The organism is Cellulomonas sp. P4_H12 (genome assembly GCF_056400905.1).
Genome location: NZ_JBFUKJ010000003.1, coordinates 1 through 18,395, shown reverse-complemented (window position 1 = coordinate 18,395; position 18,395 = coordinate 1). Strand labels below are relative to the sequence as shown.

The window sequence follows — 18,395 nt, the reverse complement described above, 5'->3', positions numbered from 1 at the left end:
GGGAGGACGCGTCGTCCCGACGTCCCTGGCTACGGTGGGCGGATGACGCCCGCGACCGCCCCGTGGCCGGGCCCGCCGTGGGGCCGGGGGCGCGCCGGCTGGATCGCGGTGCCGGCCGCTTTCCTCGGACTGCTGACGGTCCTCGGCTGCGCGGGAGCCAACGCCTGGCACCCGGGGGCGCGCGCGTTCGACATCCTCGGCGTCCTGCTCCTGCTCGTGGCGCCGGCGTCCCTGGTGCTCGTGGTGCGCCGCGGCGCCCCAGCCGTCGTCGGATCGGTCCTGGCCGTCGTCGCGCCGGTGGCGTACCTCGCGCTCGGCTACGAGCCGGGCCCGGCGCTGGTGCCGCTCGGCTTCGTCGTCGTGGCCCTCGGTGCGACGCGACGACGGCTCCTGTCGCTCGCCTCGGGAACCCTCGCCGCGATCGCGGTCGTGCTGCTGGGTCTGCGCCCTGACGGACTGAACCCCGTGTACACGACCCTGACGGTGACGGGGCTGGCTGTCGCGATGCTGCTCGGTGAGGGCGCCCGTGGGCGTCGGGAGCGCATGCAGGCCGTCCGCGCGGCGCGCATGTCGCGCGAGGAGTCGGCCGTCGCGGCGGAGCGGCTGCGCATCGCGCGGGAGCTGCACGACGTGCTCGCGCACTCGCTGTCGGGCATCACAGTGCAGGCCGGCGTCGGGCTGCACCTGATGGACCGGGAGCCCGAGGCGGCGCGACAGGCGCTGGTGGAGATCCGCGACGCCAGCCGTGACGCGCTGGACGAGGTGCGGGAGGTGCTCGGCATCCTGCGGGCCGACGGCGAGGCGCCGCGCGAGCCGACGGCCGGTGGGGGTCTCGAGGGGCTCGTGGACCGCGCGCGGGCCGCCGGCCTGGCGGTCGACGCCGAGGGGCTGGCGAGCGACCTGCCGGAGCCGGTCGCGGCGGTGCTGCACCGCACGCTGCAGGAGGCGCTCACGAATGTCCGCCGGCACGCGCCGGACGCGTCGGTGCAGGTCAGGCTCGCGGTGGGGGAGACGACCGTGCTCGAGGTGACCGACGACGGTCCGCCGGTGGGTGAGGTGGTCGAGGGGTACGGGTTGCGGGGGATGCGGGAGCGCGCCGCGGCCGTGGGCGGCGTGCTGACCGCCGGCTCCGGGCCCGAGGGCTTCCGCGTCCGGCTGGAGGTGCCCCGATGACCCTCCGGGTCCTGCTGGCCGACGACCAGGCGCTCGTCCGCGGCGGCTTCCGCGCGCTCATCGACGCCGAGCCCGACATGACCGTGGTGGGCGAGGCGGCGACCGGCGACGACGCCGTCGCCCTGGCGCTGGAGCTGCTTCCCGACGTCGTCCTGATGGACATCCGGATGCCGGGGACGGACGGCCTGACCGCGACCCGGCGGATCGTCGACGAGCCGCGCGCGGCGGGCGTGCGCGTGGTCGTCGTGACCACGTTCGAGCTGGACGAGTACGTGGCCGAGGCGATCCGCGGGGGAGCGTCGGGCTTCCTGGTCAAGGACACGGAGCCCGCGGAGCTGCTGCGGGCCGTGCGGGTGGTCGCGGCCGGCGACGCGCTGCTCTCCCCGACGGTGACGCGACGCCTGCTCGCCACGGTCGCCCGGGCGACCCGGGAGGCGCCCGCGTCGCCGGCGCTCGCGGACCTGACGCCCCGCGAGCGGGAGGTGCTCGTGCTCGTCGCGGAGGGGCTGTCCAACGACGAGATCGGGGAGCGGCTGTTCCTCAGCCCGCTGACCGTCAAGACCCACGTGCTGCGCGCCGCGACCAAGCTGGGTGCGCGCGACCGGGCGCAGATGGTCGTCCTCGCGTACGAGTCGGGCCTGGTGCGTCCCGGGTGGGCCGGCTGACTCCGATCGGAGCGACCAGGACGCTCCGGGTGGACGACGACGGCGAGGCGGTCGCGGGGCGACGGTGGTGGTGCGGTCGATGGTCGGCCGCCACGCATCGTCGGAGGTCGTCATGCTCACCACGCTCCTGTCCCACCCCGTCGGCTACGGCTGGGGCTGGGGACCGGGCCCCTGGTTCCTGTTCATCCCGCTGTTCTGGTTCGGCATCATCGCGCTGTTCTTCGCCTTCGGCGCGCGGCGTCGGCGCCGGTACTGGGACGGCGACAGCGGCCCGCGGGGGACCGGCGGCGCGCGCAGCGTGCTGGCCGAGCGCTACGCCCGCGGGGAGATCGACGAGACCGAGTACAGGGCCCGGCTCGAGGTCCTCCTCGCGGCGGACGCCTCGCGCGGCTGACCTCGGCGCGCCGCGACCGGGGCCGGTCAGGCTTCGGTCGCGGGCTCGTCGACCACGGGCGCTCCCGGCAGGTCGCGCATCCCGAGCAGCGGGGAGACCACCACGGGCAGCGCGGACACCGCCATGAGCGCGACCGACACCCAGAGGGTCGGCAGCACGCCCAGGTGCGTGCCGAGCCACCCGCCGAGCAGCCCGCCGATCGGCATGGTGCCCCACACGATGAAGCGCACGGACGCGTTCATCCGGCCGAGCAGGGGCGGCGGGCACACCCGCTGGCGGAAGCTGACCTGTGCCACGTTGTAGACGATGACGGCGAAGCCGAACAACGCGCCGCCCGCGACGAGCACGGCGGCCGCCGGGACGGTGCCGAGCGCGGCGAGCGGCGTCAGCGCGGCGGCCGGCGCCATGACCAGCGCGGACAGCGGGATGATGCGGCCCTCGCCCACCCACTGCGCGAGCCGGCCCGCCACCAGGGCGCCGAGCAGGGCGCCGATCGACCCGGCCGACAGCACCGCGCCGTACGCCGCGGTGCCCAGCCCGAGGGTGCGGAGCACGTAGATCACGGTCACGGCGCCGGCGATCGCGCCCGCGAAGTTGCCCAGCGACGTGCACGCGACGATCCGCCGCAGGTACGGCTCGTGCACGACGAACTGCAGGCCCTCGGCGATCTCGACCTTGAGCGGACGCCGGGTGTCGGGGTGCGGCGGCGTCTCCTGGTGCCGGATGCGACCGACGGCGAACGCCGAGACGAGGTAGGTGACGACGGTGACCGCGATGAGCGCGGGCGCGGTGATGACGCGCAGGGCGAGGCCGCCGATCGCGGGCGCCGCGACCTGCGCGACCGACGCCGTGGCCTGCAGCTTCGAGTTGCCCTCGACGAGGTGGTCCAGGCCGACGAGGCCCGGGATGTAGCTCTGGTGCGAGACGTCGAAGAAGACGGTCGCGACGCTGATGACCAGACCCGCGCAGATCAGCAGGGGGATCGACGCGTGCCCGGTGACGGCGCTCGCGACGACGATCGCGAGCACGGTGGCCCGCACCAGGTCGGCGACGATCAGCACGCGCCGCTTGCGCATCCGGTCCACCCACGCACCGGCCGGCAGCCCGATCACCAGGAACGCGGCGTACTCGGCCGCGTTGAGCATGCCCATCTGCCACTCGGTGGCGGCGAGCTGCTGGACCGCGAAGATCGGCAGCGCCAGCGCGGTCAGCTGGGCGCCCAGCTGACCGAGGGCGTCGCCGGTCCACAGGCGGCGGAAGTCCGCGTGGTGGATCAGCGATCGGACGGGGGTCTCGGTGCTCACGGCGCCCAGCATCGACAACCGATTGGGAAAAGTCAATCACTGTGCGAAGATCGGTCCATGACGCAGAGTGCACGAGCGGGCAGCTCCGACGCCGACGCCGACGCGAAGGCCCTGGCGAGCACGCTGCGCATGCGGATCCTGCGGCTCTGCCTCGACGAACCGCTCACCAACCGTGAGATCGCGGACCGGCTCGACCGCAACCCGGCCACCGTCCTGCACCACGTCCGCACCCTGGTCGACCGCGGCTTCCTCGCCGCGGAGCCGCCCCGGCGAGGCGCCCGCGGGTCCCGCGAGGTGCCGTACAGGGCGACCGGCAAGTCGTGGCGCACGCCGGGCGGCCCGGGCATGAGCCGGATCCTCATCGACACGTTCCTCGAGGAGGTCGCCCTCGTCGACCCCGACAAGGTGCTGACCACGCGCCTCGGCCTGCGGCTCGACGAGGTCGGGATGGAGGAGCTCACATCGCGGGTCTTCGCGGTGTTCCAGGACTTCGCCACCCGACCGCCCACCCCCGGTGGCACGCCCTACTCGCTCTTCTGGGCCCTGCACGAGGACGTCGCCCGGCGCCGGAGCTCATGACGAACGCCGGGCTCCCGCCCCTCCGCGGTGCCCGGCGCTCGTCCTTCCTGCATCCCCTGCGCGGTGCTGTGCTGGTGACGCTAACGACTCCGCATTCTCGACACATCCGTCTCAGGTCGCACAACCTTTTCTCGCCGTCCTCCGTCAGTAGCGGATGGCGTCGATCACCTTGACGCGCACGGCGAACGTCGCGGGGATGAGGCCGGCGAGGGCGCCGACCGCGACCGCCGCCGCCATCCCGACCAGCGCGGCGCTCACCGGGAACGGTGGCATGTCCTGGATGCCGGCTCCGAACACCTTGTCGACCGGGATGTTCTTGATGATGGCCACGGCGAGCACCACGCCGACGAGCCCCGCGACGACGGTGGCCACGACGGACTCCAGCAGCACGCCGAAGAACACGCGCCCCGACGTCGCGCCGAACGAGCGCCGGATGCCGATCTCCCGGATCCGGTAGCGGACGGTCACCAGGGCGATGTTGACCAGGCCGAGGCCGCCGAGCAGCAGCGCGAAGCCGCCGACGCCGATCCCGACCCACTTGGTGGCCCGGTCGAGACCTCCGTTGCCGTAGTTGTTGTCCTGCACGTCCACCTGCCAGCCGGGCGCGACCGCCTGCATGTCCCGCTTGATCTGGTCGCCGAGTGCGTCGGACAGGTCGGTGGGCACCCACAGGTACATCGCCGGCACCTGCGTCGGCATCATCGGGTTCGGCACCGCGGGGCCGGAGCCGCCGGCCTGCGTGCCCGAGCCGTCCGGCCCGATCCAGCGGTGGAACTGGTCGTACAGCACGTAGGCGAGCGGCTCGGCACCGGGCCAGTCGTCGTGCAGGACGCCGACCACGGCCGCCGTCACCGGAGCCCGGTCGCCCAGCTGGACGGTGGGGTGCGACGACAGGTCGCTGAGACCTTGCGCGTCGAGGAAGGCCTGGTTGACGACGAGGCTCGGGGCCATCGCGTCCTCGTCGGCGTCGGTGAACCAGCGCCCCTGCTCGGGCACGATGCGGTTGATGGTGCCGAGGTCCGCGTCGACCGCCTGCAGCTGCATCGTCCGCGTCCCGTCGGGGAACCGGACCATCGCCTGCGTCCACTCGTTGCGGCTGGCGTAGGTGATGTCGTACCGCTCGAGCACGCGCGCGAACTCGTCGTCCCAGCCCGTCGGGGTGGTGGTCGTGGAGCCGTCCTTCGGCCAGGCGTTGACGTTGAGGGTGACCACCCGTCCGGACTGCCGCTCACTCTGCTCCTTGAACGACTGGTTGAGCATGGACACCAGGGCGGTGACGCCCGTGATCGCGGTGACCGCGCAGGCCACGCCGATGAGCGCCAGGAGGACGCGCAGCTTGTGGATGCGCAGCTCGCCCCACGCCTCGACGATCGCGCCGACCACGCCGGTCATGCGGGCACCTCCGCCTCGGGCAGGCGGCGCTCGGTACGTGCGGACCGGTCCGCGACGAGCGGGACGTCGCCGACCCACTCCGACGTGGTGTCCAGCGTGATGGGCACCAGGACCCCCTCGGTCAGCCGGTACTGCCGCTCGGCGCGGGCCGCGACCGCGAGGTCGTGCGTGATGGTCACCAGCGCGGCGCCGGTCTGCGACGCGATCTCGTCGAGCAGGTTCATGACCTCGCCCCCGGTCTCCACGTCGAGCGCGCCGGTCGGCTCGTCGGCGAGGATCACGCGCGGACCGCGGACCAACGCCCGGGCGATGGCGACGCGCTGCTGCTCGCCGCCCGAGAGCTTGTCGGGCATGGTGTCCACGCGGTCGCCCAGGCCGACCCGCTCGAGCATCTGCGCGGCGAGGCGCGTGCGGGACCAGAACTGCCGACCCCGCGCGTAGAGCAGGGGAGCGGCGACGTTCTCGAGCGCCGTCCGCCCGGGCAGCAGGTTGAACTGCTGGAACACGAACCCGAAGTCCCGACCGCGCCGCTTGGTGCGCGCACCGTTGGAGAGCCTGCCGATGGGCACGCCCTCGAGCAGGTACTGCCCGGTGGTCGGCGCGTCGAGCAGGCCGAGGATGTTGAGCAGCGTCGACTTGCCGGTACCGGACCGGCCGACGATCGCGACGTGCTCGCCCGCGTCGACGGCGAGCGTCACGCCCTGCAGGATGTGCAGCAGCCGGTCGTCGGGCAGCCGGACGGCGCGCGTGACGTCGGTGAGCTCGAGCAGGCTCATCCGCCGCACACCGTCGGGTCGTAGTTGAGGTTGCAGTCGACCGGCTTGCCCTGGCCGCCCGGCACCGGGATGAACTCCAAGACGGTGTCCCCGGCCGTCAGGCCCTCGGTGATCTGCACGTTCTCGCCATCGGTCAGGCCCAGCCCGACCGCCCGCTTCTCGTTGCTGCCGTCCGCGGCGACCACCCAGACGTTGCCCTTCTGCACCGTGCCCTGGACCGCCGTGATCGGCACGACGACGACGTCGGCCGCCGAGCCGTTGGTGATCTCGACGGTCGCGCCCAGGCCGGGGAACGCGGTCACGCCGGCGGGGATCGCGCACGTGACGGTGCCGGAGGACGTCGTCGTGTCGGGGTCGGTGCCGGTGGTCGGCGCCGCTCCGACCCGTAGCCCGGTGCAGTCGAAGGGGGCCGGTCCGCCGTTGAGGGTGACGCTGGCCTGCGTCGGCGCGCCGACGAGCCGGTACTGCTGGTCGGGCGTGAGGGTGCCAGTGACCGAGAGCGTGCCCGGCGCGACCTTGCCCACCTCGTCGCCCACCGAGACCACCTGGTCCTTGAGCGTGGGCAGCGACAGCGTGCCCGCCACGGGCGCCTTCACCGTCTCGACGACGACCTTGGGCTTGCGCTCGGTCGTCGTCTGCTCCCCGGTCGCCGGATCCGTCTTCACGATCGGCTCCTGCGGCGTCTCCTGGCGGATCTCGAGGACGGGCGTGCCCGCGACGACCACCGCGCCGTCCGCCGCGAGGAGCTTGGAGACCGTGCCGGCCAGCGTCGCGCGGACCACGACCGCGGCGTCGGCCGCGACGGACGCCTGCACGGTCACCGCGTTGGTCACCGTGCCCGTCGCCACCTCGACGGTCGGCTCGATGATCGCGCCCGTCGGCTTGAGCGAGGTGTCCGTCGTGGTGACGTCGGCGCCGGCGAAGGCGATCTTCACCAGCGCGACCGCGATGACGGCCCAGAGGATCAGGCGGATGGTCGGGAAGATGATCCTGCGGGTGACCCCCACGGTCGGGCTCCTCGGTCTCGGCATCAGGACGGTGACCGGAACGTACCGACGACCCCCTGGCCTGCGGATCCATCGCGAGGATGATCTGGCCGGCGGCTCGATCCGTTACCGTGCGGCAGACACTACTGCGCTATGTGTATTAGCGGTCAAGGAGCGACACGCGCGTCGGTCTGCGGTCGAGCGAGCCGCGAGCCCGAGGGTTGAGCGCGAGATCGAGGGTCGGAACCCTCGATCTCGTGCCGAACGCTCGGCCGGGCCGCAGGCCGTCCGGTCAGCTCGCGGCGGCCGCCGCCGTCGCGACCAGGAACGCCGGCGCGCGCAGGCCCTCGGCCTCGAACGCGTCGGCCACCGCCTGCGCCACGTGGTCGACCTCGGTCGCGTCGACGAGCGCGATCGCCGACCCGCCGAACCCGCMGCCGGTCATGCGCGMGCCGACCGCGCCGGCCGCGCGGGCCGACTCGACGACCAGGTCGAGCTCGCGGCAGGACACCTCGTAGTCGTCGCGCAGCGAGGCGTGGGAGGCGTTCATGAGGGTCCCGACCAGCCCGACCTCGCCGGCGTCGAGGAGCGCGACGAACCAGGTCACCCGGTCGATCTCGGTGACCACGTGCCGGACGCGGCGCACCTGCACCTCGTCGTCGAGCTTGTCGAGCGCCCACTCCAGGCCGCGGGGGTCGTCGGAGATCTCGCGCAGGGTGCCCACTCCGAGCCGGGCGGCCGCCGCCTCGCACGACGCTCGCCGCGCGGCGTACTGGCCGTCGACGAGCGCGTGCTCGGCACGGGTGTCGACGACGAGCAGGGCCAGGCCGTGCGCCGCCAGGTCGAACGGCACGTGCCGGACGGACCCGTCGAGGCAGTCGAGCAGCAGCGCGGCGCCCTCGCGGGCGCGCAGGGCGGCKGCCTGGTCCATGCCACCCGTCGGTGCCCCGGCGATCTCGTTCTCGGCGCGCACGCAGAGCGCGGCCAGCGTCGCGCGTCCTTCGTCGGAACCCGCCAGGCCCAGCGCGAAGACGGCGTCGAGCGCGACGGCGACCGACGCCTCGAGCGCCGCCGACGACGACAGGCCCGCGCCGTAGGGCACGCAGGAGTCGATCGCCACGTCGAAGCCGGTCACGGGGTAGCCCGCCTCGCGCAGCGCCCACGCGACGCCCACCACGTAGCCGGCCCAGCCGTCGACGGTCCCCGGTGCGACGTCGGCGAGGTCGATGGTCCGCATCCCGTCGGGCTCCTGCGCGGAGACCAGCCGCACGGTGTCGTCGTCGCGCCGCCGCAACGCCGCGTAGGTGCGGTGGGGGAGCGCGATGGGCAGGCACAGGCCGCCGTTGTAGTCGGTGTGCTCCCCGATGAGGTTCACCCGGCCTGGCGCGGACCACGAGCCGTCGGGGCCGGAGTCGAAGCGCGCGGTGAAGAGCTCGACGACGCGCTCGGCGCCGTCGGACGGGTTCCAGGCCTCGAGCCACTCGGGGGTCATGCCAGCTCCTGCAGTCGGGTCGCGATGCGCTCGGGGGTGGTGTCGCTGATCCAGGCGCCCATGCCGGACTCGACGCCGGCCAGGTACTTGAGCTTGCCCGGCGCCCGCAGCACCGAGAACAGCTGCAGGTGCAGGCGGGAGTCCTCGCGGCCCTCGCGCACGGGTGCCTGGTGCCAGCCGGAGATGTACGGCAGGGGGATCGCCTCTCCGTCGGGGCCGACGAAGAACCGGTCGAGCCGCTGCAGGAGCGTCAGGTACGTCGTCGCGAGGTCCTCCCGCTCGGCGTCGTTCAGCGCCGGCAGGTCGGGGACGTCGCGCCTCGGGGCGAGGTGCACCTCGACGGGCCAGCGCGCCGCGAACGGCACGTAGGCCACCCAGTGCTCGGACTCCAGCACGATCCGCTCGCCGTGGGCCAGCTCGGCGTCGAGCACGTCGCGCCCGAGCAGCCGGCCGGTCTCCGCTCGGTGGGCCCGGGCCTGGGCCAGCATCGACGTGGTCTTCGGGGTCAGGTACGGGAACGCGTAGATCTGGCCGTGCGGATGGTGCAGCGTGACGCCGATCTCCTTGCCGCGGTTCTCGAACACGAACACCTGCTCGATGCCGGGCAGCGCATGCAGTGCCTCGGTCCGCTGCGCCCAGGCCTCGACGATCGTGCGCATGCGGTGCGGCGACACCGTGCTCAGGGACGCGGTCGAGTCGGCCGAGAAGCAGATGACCTCGCAGCGCCCGGCGGCGGGGCGGACCGTCCAGAGCGGCTCCCCGTCCCGCTGCACCGGCGCGTCGGGAATGCCCGGGACGGCCAGCAGCGAGGGGAAGCGGTTCTCGAACACGACGACGTCGTAGTCCTGCGCCGGGATCTCGCCGTCCTGGTAGACGGCGCCGGGCTTGGCCGGTGCCAGGGGGTTGGCGTCGGCGGGCGGCAGGAACGTGCGGTTCATCCGGTGCGCGGCCATCGGGATCCACTCGCCCGTGAGGGGGTCGCGTCGCAGCTCCGGGCCGGTGACGGGCTGCGGCACCCCGTCCGCGTCGGGGACCGGGGCGAACCGGTCGGCCAGGGGCCGGGCGTCGTGGAGCTCCCGGGTCGCGGCCCCGGAGACGTACGGCTCCGAGTCGTCGAAGTAGAGCAGCTCGCGGCCGTCGGCGAGCGTGGTCGTGGTGATGCGGACGGTCACGGGGTGGCTCCAGTGGTGTCGACGGTGACCAGGGTGGTCGCGGTCAGGTGTCGCCGGGCGTCGGCGGGCAGGGCGTCGTCGGTGAGCAGGGTGTCGACGTCGTCGAGGGTGGCGATCCGGGCCAGGCCGACGACGCCCCACTTGGTGTGGTCGGCGATCACGGTGGTGGCCGCCGCGCAGGCCATGAGGGCGCGGTCGGTGGCAGCCTCCGCGAGGTTCGGGGTGGTGAGGCCCTGGGCGTCCAGCCCGTGCACGCCCAGGAACGTGCGGTCCACGCGCAGGCCCGCCAGGGTGGCGTCGGCGACCGGCCCGACCAGCGCGTCGGACGGCGTCCGTACCCCGCCCGTGAGGATGACCTCGATGCCGGGCACGCCGTGCAGGGCGTCGGCGATCCGCAGGCCGTTGGTCACCACGGTCAGGGTGCCGATGCCCGCGCCGGCCAGCAGCTCGGCGAGCAGGTACGTCGTCGTGCCGGCGGAGAGGGCGATCGCCTGGCCGGGCTCGACCGTGGCCAGGGCGGCGCGGGCGATCGCGGCCTTCTCCGGTCCCGCCCAGGAGCGCTTGGCCTCGAAGCCCGGCTCGTCCGTGGGCCGGCCGGGCGCGTCCGGGGCGACCGCACCGCCGTGCACCCGTCGGACGAGGCCCGCGCGCGCCAGCTCCGCGATGTCGCGCCGGACGGTCATGTCCGAGACGTCGAGGGTCTCAACCAGGTCGGCCACCCGGGCGGCGCCCTCCGCGCGGACTGCGGCCAGGATCCGCTCCTGGCGCTGGGAGGCGAGCACCCGAACAGCCTCGCACGAAATCGAACAAACCTCAACACGCGTGCCGGGTAGGTCAGCCGGCGCCTCCCGTCCGCCCCTGCCGCACTGGTGACCCGTGGGACTCACGAGGCGCCAGAACCGCCCCACGGGCCTCACGCGTCACAAGCACGGCAGGGTCCGACGCAGCCGGCGAGCCCGGCGGACGTCCGCGGAGGCGTTCGCCAGAGCAACCCGATGGACGGCGGCTGAGCCGGCGTACGTCCGCGGAATTGGCCGTTCTGGCGACGGGATGTGCGGACGGTGCCGGTCAACGAGCGAACGTCCGCACGAGTGGTCGTTCTGGCGACCGGATGTGCGGACGCTGTGCCGGGAACGTCAGCGACCGGCCGGCGTCAGGCCCAAGGAGCGGCCCGCGAGGCCGCGACGGCGGGACACGAGCGAGCGGGCGACCTCGCGCAGCGCCACGGCCGCCGGGGAGTCCGGGTCGGACAGGACCACGGGCGTGCCGTCGTCGCCGGCCTCGCGCAGCCGCACGTCGAGAGGCACCTGCCCGAGCAGGGGCACGTCGGAACCGGTGAGCCGGGTCAGGTTCTCGGCCACGCGCTCGCCGCCCCCGGACCCGAACAGCTCGAGGCGGGACCCGTCGGGCTGCTCCAGCCACGACATGTTCTCCACGACGCCGACCACGTGCTGCCGCGTCTGCACGGCGACGGACCCGGCACGCTCGGCGACCTCCGCGGCGGCGACCTGCGGGGTGGTCACCACGACGATCTCGGAGCTGGGCAGCAGCTGCGCCACCGAGATCGCGATGTCGCCCGTGCCGGGGGGCAGGTCGAGCAGGAGCACGTCGAGGTCGCCCCAGAACACGTCGGCCAGGAACTGCTGCAGCGCCCGGTGCAGCATCGGCCCGCGCCACACGACGGGCTGACCCGGCGGCACGAACATGCCGATCGAGACGACGAGCACCCCGAACGCCTCGGGCGGCAGCAGCATGTCGTCCACGCGGGTCGGCTGCCGCGTCACGCCGAGCATCCGAGGGATCGAGAAGCCGTAGATGTCGGCGTCGACGATCCCGACCTTCAGGCCGTCCGCCGCCATGGCGACGGCGAGGTTGGCGGTGACGGACGACTTGCCGACGCCGCCCTTGCCCGACGCGATCGCGAACACCTTGGTCAGCGACTGCGGCTGCGCGAACGGGATGACGGGTTCCGCCGACGTGCCACGCAGCAGGGTCTTGAGCGCCGCGCGCTGCTCGGGCGACATGACCCCGAAGACGACGGACGCCTCGGTGATCCCGTCGACGGCCACGGCCGCCGCGCTGACGTCCCGCGTGAGCGTGTCCTTGAGGGGGCAGCCGGGCGTCGTCAGGTCGATGCCGACCCGGGCGTGCGAGCCGACGACCTCGATCGACCGCACCATGCCGAGCTCGGTGATCGGGCGCCTGATCTCCGGGTCGAGCACGTGTGCGAGGGCGTCGCGGATGGCGTCGGACAGCGGGTCGAGGGGCTCCGGCATGGGGCCCATCGTAGGTCGGCCCCGGGGTCAGCCCCGCGCGGCCTTGTCCGACGGCCCGCGCTGCTGGCGCTTCTTGTCGACGCGGTCACTCTTCTTCTCGGGGCGCTCGCGGTCGCGCTCGTCGTCGTCGCCCTCCCGCTCGGCGACGAGGTCCTCGAGCATGTTGCGCAGCTCGGAGCGGACGAAGTCGCGCGTGGCCACCTCGGACAGCGCGATGCGCAGCGCGGCCATCTCGCGGGCGAGGAACTCGGTGTCCGCGAGGTTGCGCTCGGACCGCTGCCGGTCCTGCTCGGCCTGCACCCGGTCGCGGTCGGTCTGCCGGTTCTGCGCGAGCAGGATGAGCGGCGCGGCGTAGGACGCCTGCAGGGACAGCACCAGGGTCAGGGCGGTGAACCCGTTGGCCGCCTGGTCGAAGCGCAAGTCGTCCGGGGCGTACACGTTCCAGGCGATCCACACGAGGCAGAACAGCGTCAGGTAGATGATGAAGCGCGGGGTGCCCAGGAACCGGGCGATGCTCTCCGAGATCTTGCCCGAGGCGTCCTCGTCGAGCTGCGGCCGGCGGATGAACCGGCGCCGCGACTCCAGCGGCGTGTCGAGGCGGTCAGCCACGGCTCACCCCCGGGCGCGGGACGCCGCCCAGCACGCTCGCGTCGGAGAAGTTGCCCTCATCGTCGGTCTCGCGCCAGTCCTCGGGCAGCAGGTGGTCGAGGACGTCGTCCACCGAGACCACGCCCAGCAGCCGCTTCTCGGCGTCGACGACGGGCACGGCGAGCAGGTTGTACGTGGCGAGGTTGCGGGTCACGGCCAGGAGCGGCGCGTCGACGGGGATCGCGTCGATGTCCGTGTCGACGATCGAGCCGATGGCCTCGTGCGGGGGCTCGCGCAGCAGGCGCTGCAGGTGCACGACGCCGATGAACCGGCCGGTCGGCGTCTCCAGGGGAGGGCGCGCGACGAACACCATCGAGGCCAGCGCGGGCGTGAGGTCCTGGCGGCGCACGTGCGCGAGCGCCGCGGCGATCGGGGTCTCGGGCCCGAGGATCACGGGCTCGGTGGTCATCAGGCCGCCGGCGGTGTTGTCCTCGTACGCCAGCAGGCGGCGGACGTCCTTGGCCTCGTCAGGCTCCATGAGCTCGAGCAGCTCGGCCGCCTGGTCGTCGGGCAGCTCGCCCAGCAGGTCGGCGGCGTCGTCGGGCTGCATGGCCTCGAGCACGTCGGCGGCGCGCGTCATGGCCAGGCCCTGCAGGATGCCGACCTGGTCGTCCTCCGGCAGCTCCTCGAGCACGTCGGCCAGGCGCTCGTTGTCCAGCGCGCTGGCCACCTCCAGGCGTCGCGTGAGCCCGAGGTCGTGCAGGACGTCGGCGAGGTCCGCCGGCTTGAGGTCCTCGTACTGCGCGAGCAGCAGCTCGGCGCCTTGGGCGGCGGACGCCTGACCGAGCCCGGTGACCTCGTCGACCGACACCAGCAGCGTCTCGCCGCGGCGCCGCAGGATCCCGCGCCCCGCCGCCGGTATCCGCCGGACGAAGACCTTGGAGATGACCCAGTCGCCGTTGCGCTGCAGCTCGATCGCCACGTCCTCGATGACGGCCGGACCGGACCCGTCGACGAACTCGACGGTGCGGTCCAGGAGCTCGCCCACCGCGAGGGTTTCGAACGCCCGCTGCTCGAACCGACGCATGTTCACCAGGCCGGTCGAGATGACCTGCCCGGAGTCGATCGACGTCACGCGGGTGAGCGGCAGGAACACGCGCCGGCGCGCGGCCACCTCCACGACGAGCCCGACGGCCCGGGGCGCGCCCTTGGGGCGCACCAGCACGACGACGTCGCGCACTCGTCCCACCTGGTCACCGAGGGGGTCGAACACGTTGGTCCCGGCAAGGCGCGCGACGAACACCCTGGTCCCGACGCTGCTCACGTCGGTCAGCCTAGACCGGCGACGGGCCGGGGGCCGTCGCCCACGCCAGGCGCGCAGGGCCTGGCGATCCTCCCGGGGCTGGGGGAGGATCGCCGCATGTCGTTCTCCGGCAACGCCCGCCCCCCTCGCACCCCGACCCTGCCGCAGGGCGAGACCGTCGCGGCCTACGCCACGTACCTTGAGGCGCAGAAGGCCGTCGACCACCTCGCCGACAAGGCGTTCGCGGTGCAGATGGTGACCATCGTGGGCACGGACCTGCGGATGGTCGAGCGGGTCACCGGCCGTCTGTCCTACCCCCGGGCCGCGCTCGGCGGGTTCCTGTCCGGGGCGTGGTTCGGCCTGTTCGTCGGGCTGCTGCTCAGCCTGTTCTCCGCGCCGGGGTCGCAGAGCCCCCTGGTGCCGGCCATCTTCATCGGCGGCGCCTTCGGCCTGCTGTTCTCGGTGATCACGTACTCGTTCTCGCGCGGGCGCCGCGACTTCACCTCGACCAGCCAGATCGTCGCGTCGTCCTACGCCGTGCTGTGCCTGGCCGAGCAGGCCCACAAGGCGCGCGAGCTGCTGCGGGAGATCGGCGGCGTGCAGTCCGGGTGGCCCGCACGGCCGCCGGCCCCGTTCACCACCACCAGCCCGTCGGATCCGTCGGCTGCGTACCCGCCGGGCGCGGGCTCGCAGCCGTGGGGCTCGCCGACCGTGCCCCCGGTCGCGCCGCCCGCACCACCTGCTCCGCCGACCGGACCGCCCGCCGACCAGCCCGGACCGACTGCGCCGCCGAGCGGGCCGCCGCCCGCGCCCTGAGCCGCTCGGCCCGGCGCTCGCGCCGGGTCGGCGGCGGCTCGACCTGCGGGCCGTCGGGAAAGCCGCCGCGCACCTCGCGGAGCGTCGCGGCCCTCGAGTACAGCAGCGCGAGCCCCAGGTTCATGCCGTCCATGTCTGCCTCCTGCGTCGAGGGGATGTCCCTTGCGCAGGTGTGACGGAGACGGATCGAGCCGATCGACACTCAGCCGTCGAGCAGACCGGCCATCCACGACTCGATGGCGTCGGGCTCGCGAGGCAGGGCCGCCGAGAGGTTCTCGTTGCCGTCGGCGGTGACCAGCACGTCGTCCTCGATCCGCACGCCGATGCCGCGGTACTCCTCGGGCACCAGCAGGTCGTCCGACTTGAAGTACAGGCCCGGCTCGATGGTGAACACCATGCCCGGCTCCAGCACCCCGTCGATGTACAGCTCGGCGCGCGCGACCGCGCAGTCGTGCACGTCGAGGCCCAGGTGGTGGCTGGTGCCGTGCACCATCCACCGGCGGTGGTGCTGGTTCTCGGGCAGCAGCGCCTCCTCGGCGGACACCGGGAGCAGACCCCACTCGGCCAGCCGCTCGGCGATGACCTTCATGGCCGCGTCGTGCACGTCGCGGAACCGCGCGCCCGGCACGGCGGCCGCGAAGCCGGCGTCGGCGGCGTCCAGCACCGCCTGGTAGACCCGGCGCTGCACGTCGGTGAACGTGCCGTCGACCGGGAGGGTGCGCGTGACGTCGGCCGTGTAGAGGGAGTCGACCTCGACGCCCGCGTCGACGAGCACGAGCTCGCCCGCCCGCACCTGGCCGTCGTTGTCGGTCCAGTGCAGCGTCGTCGCGTGCTCGCCCGCCGCCGCGATGGTCTCGTAGCCGACCGCGTTGCCCTCCTGCCGGGCATGCCCGACGAAGGTGCCCTCGATCACTCGCTCGCCGCGCCGGTGCGCGATCGCGTCGGGGAGCGCGCGGACGATCTTCTCGAAGCCGTCGATCGTGGTGTCGACGGCGAGCCGCATCTGCTCGATCTCGTACGCGTCCTTGACCAGGCGCAGCTCGCTGAGCGCCTCGGCCAGCCGCTCGTCGCGCTCGCCCGCGGCCTCGGTCGCGCGGATCTCGTCGACGAGCTGGTCGATGGTCTCGTCGACGTCCGCGAGCAGGCGCACCTGGACGCCGTCCTCGCCCACGTCCTTGGCCACCCCGTCCCGCAGGTCGTCGACGTGCGCCGTCCGGATGCCCGTGAGCGCCTCGAGGTCCTCGAGCGTCGGTCGTGCGCCCACCCAGAACTCGCCGTAGCGAGAGTCCGAGAAGAACTCCACGGTGTCGCGGCCGGCCAGCGGGCGGATGTACAGGACGGCCCGGTGGCCGCTGCCGTCGTCGCCCGTGCCGTCCTCGACCGGGTGCAGCACGAGCACGGCGTCGGGCTCCTGCTCGACGCCCAGGCCCGTGAGGTGCGCGAACGCCGAGTGCGGGCGGAAGCGGAAGTCGGTGTCGTTGGAGCGCACCTTGAACGTGCCGGCCGGGATCACCAGGCGCTCACCGGGGAACCGGGCCGAGAGCGCGGAACGGCGCGCCGCGCTCGGGTCGGCCGCCGGGCTGCGCTCGAGGCTGGACGACGGACGGTCGCCCCAGCCGGACGTGATCCACCGGACGAACTCCGGGGATCCCGGTCGCTGCGACCGGTTGCTGCCGCGGTCGGCGAGCGGCTGGGCGGGGGTGGCCTCGGGCGTCTGGTCCTCACTCATGGCGTCATCCTCCCATCGACGCCGACTACCGTGAGGCCGTGCGCATCGACCTCCACACCCACTCGACGGCGTCGGACGGGACCGAGGCACCCGCGCAGGTGGTGGCGGCCGCGGCGGCCGCCGGGCTCGACGTCGTCGCCCTGACCGACCACGACACGACGGCAGGCTGGGCCGACGCCGCCGCGGCGGCCCGCGAGCACGGCATCGCGCTGGTGCGCGGGACCGAGGTCTCCGCCCGGGCGAGCGGCATCAGCATCCACCTGCTGTCCTACCTGCAGGACCCGACGCACCCGGCGCTCACGGCCGAGCTGGACCGCACCCGCGACGCCCGCCTGAACCGCGCCCGGCAGATCGTCGACCTCCTCGCGGCCGACGTGCCGATCACGTGGGACGACGTGCTCGCGCAGTCCCACGACGCCGTCGTCGTCGGCCGTCCGCACATCGCCGACGCCCTCGTCGCCCGGGGCGTCGTGCCCGACCGCGACGCCGCGTTCGCCTACCTCCTCGCGTCGGACGGCCCGTACCACGTGCCGCACTACGCGCCCGACGGGCCCGACGCCGTCCGCGCGATCCGGGCCGCCGGCGGGGTGCCCGTGTTCGCGCACCCGGGGGCCGACGCCCGCGGGCACATCGTGCCGGACCGCGTCTTCGACCGGCTCGCGGCGGCCGGGCTAGCCGGCCTCGAGGTGCACCACCGCGACCACTCCGAGGCGCAGCGCGAACGGCTGACCGCGATCGCGGAGCGGCTCGGGCTGCTCGTCACCGGCTCCAGCGACTACCACGGTGACGGCAAGGCCAACCGGCTGGGGGAGAATCTCACCGCGCCCGAGGTGCTCGCGGCGATCGAGGAGCAGGGGGCGACGTCGGTGGTGCGGCCGTGAGCAACGTGTTCGACGCCTACCTGTTCGCGTCCGTCTTCATCACGCTCTTCGTCATCATGGACCCGCCCGGCGTGGTGCCGATCTTCCTCGGCCTCACGGGCGCCATGACCCGCCAGCAGCGCAACCGGGCCGCCCGCCAGGCCGTCCTCGTGGCGCTCGGCGTCATCGTCGCCTTCGCCCTGTTCGGGCAGTCGCTGCTCAACTACATGCACATCACGCTGCCCGCGCTGCAGGCGTCCGGCGGGCTGCTCCTGCTGCTCATCGCCATGGAGCTGCTGACCGGCAAGATGGAGGAGCCGCAGCCGTCGGGCAACGGCAAGGTCAACGTCGCGCTCGTGCCGCTGGGCACGCCGCTGCTCGCCGGTCCCGGCGCCATCGTCGCGACCATGGTCTTCGTCCAGCAGTCCGACAAGACCGTCGCCGACTGGGTGGCCATCGCGCTCGGCGTCGTCGCCGTGCACGTCGCGCTCTACCTGGCGATGCGGTTCGCCAACGTCATCCACCGCATCCTTGGCGACTCCGGCACCATCCTGGTCACCCGGATCGCCGGCCTCCTCCTCGCCGCGATCGCGGTCCAGCTCGTCGCCGACGCCGTGGAGGCGTTCATCAAGGCGGCGTGACGAACGGGGTGCGAGCTCTATGAGCCCGCACCCCGTCCCGTCTGTCTCTGGTGTCAGGCCTCGGTGGCCGACGCCTGCGGGGCGCCGCCGCCCTCGGCCGCCTGGCCGCTGCGCGTGCGACGACRGTTGCGGCTGCGGCGGCTCGTGCCACCGGTCGTGCCGCCCTCGGCGYCCTGCTCGGCGGTCGGGCCGTTCGAGGTGGCCGCGGCCGGCGCCTGCGCGGCGTTGTCGCCGCCCTCGGCCCCGCCC

19 protein-coding genes are annotated in these 18,395 nt (G+C 73.7%); 7 read left to right on the top strand and 12 right to left on the bottom strand.

Annotated features, from left to right (window positions below):
* The first annotated feature begins 42 nt into the window (after nt 1-42).
* The 3 genes from AC1DQC_RS02735 (at nt 43) to AC1DQC_RS02725 (ending at nt 2,232) form a co-directional block, all read left to right on the top strand.
* A complete protein-coding gene (locus tag AC1DQC_RS02735; RefSeq protein ID WP_477049700.1) occupies nt 43-1,173 on the top strand; it encodes a sensor histidine kinase in 1,131 nt (376 codons plus the stop codon).
* The gene (locus AC1DQC_RS02730; RefSeq protein WP_477049699.1) at nt 1,170-1,838 is read left to right on the top strand and encodes a response regulator; all 669 of its coding nucleotides are present in this window, start codon (nt 1,170-1,172) and stop codon (nt 1,836-1,838) included. The genes AC1DQC_RS02735 and AC1DQC_RS02730 overlap by 4 nt, the downstream gene beginning before the upstream one ends.
* 112 nt (nt 1,839-1,950) lie before the next feature.
* Nucleotides 1,951-2,232: an SHOCT domain-containing protein gene (locus AC1DQC_RS02725; RefSeq protein ID WP_477049698.1), complete on the top strand. Its 282-nt coding sequence runs from the start codon at nt 1,951-1,953 to the stop codon at nt 2,230-2,232.
* A 26-nt stretch (nt 2,233-2,258) separates the two neighbouring features.
* Here AC1DQC_RS02725 and AC1DQC_RS02720 read toward each other — a convergent pair whose 3' ends face one another.
* Entirely contained in the window at nt 2,259-3,536 is a 1,278-nt protein-coding gene (locus AC1DQC_RS02720) for an MFS transporter (RefSeq protein ID WP_477049697.1), read from the bottom strand.
* A gap of 57 nt (nt 3,537-3,593) precedes the next feature.
* Between AC1DQC_RS02720 and AC1DQC_RS02715 the strand changes: the two genes are divergently transcribed.
* Nucleotides 3,594-4,115: an ArsR/SmtB family transcription factor gene (locus AC1DQC_RS02715; RefSeq protein WP_477049696.1), complete on the top strand. Its 522-nt coding sequence runs from the start codon at nt 3,594-3,596 to the stop codon at nt 4,113-4,115.
* A 144-nt stretch (nt 4,116-4,259) separates the two neighbouring features.
* Here AC1DQC_RS02715 and AC1DQC_RS02710 read toward each other — a convergent pair whose 3' ends face one another.
* The 9 genes from AC1DQC_RS02710 to AC1DQC_RS02670 form a co-directional block, all read right to left on the bottom strand.
* Nucleotides 4,260-5,507: an ABC transporter permease gene (locus AC1DQC_RS02710; protein ID WP_477049695.1), complete on the bottom strand. Its 1,248-nt coding sequence runs from the start codon at nt 5,505-5,507 to the stop codon at nt 4,260-4,262.
* The gene (locus AC1DQC_RS02705) at nt 5,504-6,283 is read right to left on the bottom strand and encodes an ABC transporter ATP-binding protein (protein ID WP_477049694.1); all 780 of its coding nucleotides are present in this window, start codon (nt 6,281-6,283) and stop codon (nt 5,504-5,506) included. The genes AC1DQC_RS02710 and AC1DQC_RS02705 overlap by 4 nt, the downstream gene beginning before the upstream one ends.
* Nucleotides 6,280-7,290 carry a permuted SH3 domain-containing protein gene (locus tag AC1DQC_RS02700; protein ID WP_477049693.1) on the bottom strand — a complete coding sequence of 337 codons (1,011 nt, stop codon included), beginning with the start codon at nt 7,288-7,290 and terminating at the stop codon, nt 6,280-6,282. The genes AC1DQC_RS02705 and AC1DQC_RS02700 overlap by 4 nt, the downstream gene beginning before the upstream one ends.
* Before the next feature lie 271 nt (nt 7,291-7,561).
* Nucleotides 7,562-8,761, bottom strand: coding sequence for a galactokinase (gene galK / locus AC1DQC_RS02695; RefSeq protein WP_477049692.1), 1,200 nt, complete (start codon nt 8,759-8,761; stop codon nt 7,562-7,564).
* A complete protein-coding gene (galT, locus tag AC1DQC_RS02690; protein ID WP_477049691.1) occupies nt 8,758-9,933 on the bottom strand; it encodes a galactose-1-phosphate uridylyltransferase in 1,176 nt (391 codons plus the stop codon). The genes galK and galT overlap by 4 nt, the downstream gene beginning before the upstream one ends.
* Entirely contained in the window at nt 9,930-10,715 is a 786-nt protein-coding gene (locus AC1DQC_RS02685) for a DeoR/GlpR family DNA-binding transcription regulator (RefSeq protein WP_477049690.1), read from the bottom strand. The genes galT and AC1DQC_RS02685 overlap by 4 nt, the downstream gene beginning before the upstream one ends.
* 354 nt (nt 10,716-11,069) lie before the next feature.
* Nucleotides 11,070-12,209, bottom strand: a complete 1,140-nt coding sequence (locus tag AC1DQC_RS02680; RefSeq protein WP_477049689.1) for an Mrp/NBP35 family ATP-binding protein — start codon at nt 12,207-12,209, stop codon at nt 11,070-11,072.
* Nucleotides 12,210-12,236: 27 nt separating this feature from the next.
* A complete protein-coding gene (locus AC1DQC_RS02675) occupies nt 12,237-12,818 on the bottom strand; it encodes a DUF1003 domain-containing protein (protein ID WP_477049688.1) in 582 nt (193 codons plus the stop codon).
* Complete coding sequence (locus AC1DQC_RS02670; protein WP_477049687.1) at nt 12,811-14,121, bottom strand: magnesium transporter MgtE N-terminal domain-containing protein; 1,311 nt, start codon at nt 14,119-14,121, stop codon at nt 12,811-12,813. The genes AC1DQC_RS02675 and AC1DQC_RS02670 overlap by 8 nt, the downstream gene beginning before the upstream one ends.
* A gap of 96 nt (nt 14,122-14,217) precedes the next feature.
* Between AC1DQC_RS02670 and AC1DQC_RS02665 the strand changes: the two genes are divergently transcribed.
* The gene (locus AC1DQC_RS02665; RefSeq protein ID WP_477049686.1) at nt 14,218-14,916 is read left to right on the top strand and encodes a YflT domain-containing protein; all 699 of its coding nucleotides are present in this window, start codon (nt 14,218-14,220) and stop codon (nt 14,914-14,916) included.
* A gap of 202 nt (nt 14,917-15,118) precedes the next feature.
* On the opposite strand, the gene AC1DQC_RS02660 is transcribed toward AC1DQC_RS02665, so the two are convergent.
* Nucleotides 15,119-16,645, bottom strand: a complete 1,527-nt coding sequence (locus tag AC1DQC_RS02660) for an aminopeptidase P family protein (RefSeq protein WP_477049685.1) — start codon at nt 16,643-16,645, stop codon at nt 15,119-15,121.
* 38 nt (nt 16,646-16,683) lie between these two features.
* Here AC1DQC_RS02660 and AC1DQC_RS02655 point away from each other — a divergent pair, with 38 nt between their 5' ends.
* Both AC1DQC_RS02655 and AC1DQC_RS02650 read left to right on the top strand, forming a co-directional pair.
* Entirely contained in the window at nt 16,684-17,526 is an 843-nt protein-coding gene (locus AC1DQC_RS02655) for a PHP domain-containing protein (RefSeq protein ID WP_477049684.1), read from the top strand.
* Entirely contained in the window at nt 17,523-18,146 is a 624-nt protein-coding gene (locus AC1DQC_RS02650; protein ID WP_477049683.1) for a MarC family protein, read from the top strand. Before AC1DQC_RS02655 ends, AC1DQC_RS02650 begins: the two co-directional genes overlap by 4 nt.
* A 53-nt stretch (nt 18,147-18,199) precedes the next feature.
* Here AC1DQC_RS02650 and AC1DQC_RS02645 read toward each other — a convergent pair.
* Nucleotides 18,200-18,395, bottom strand: a 196-nt coding sequence (locus tag AC1DQC_RS02645; protein WP_477049682.1) for a hypothetical protein, incomplete at its 5' end; no start/stop codon positions are given.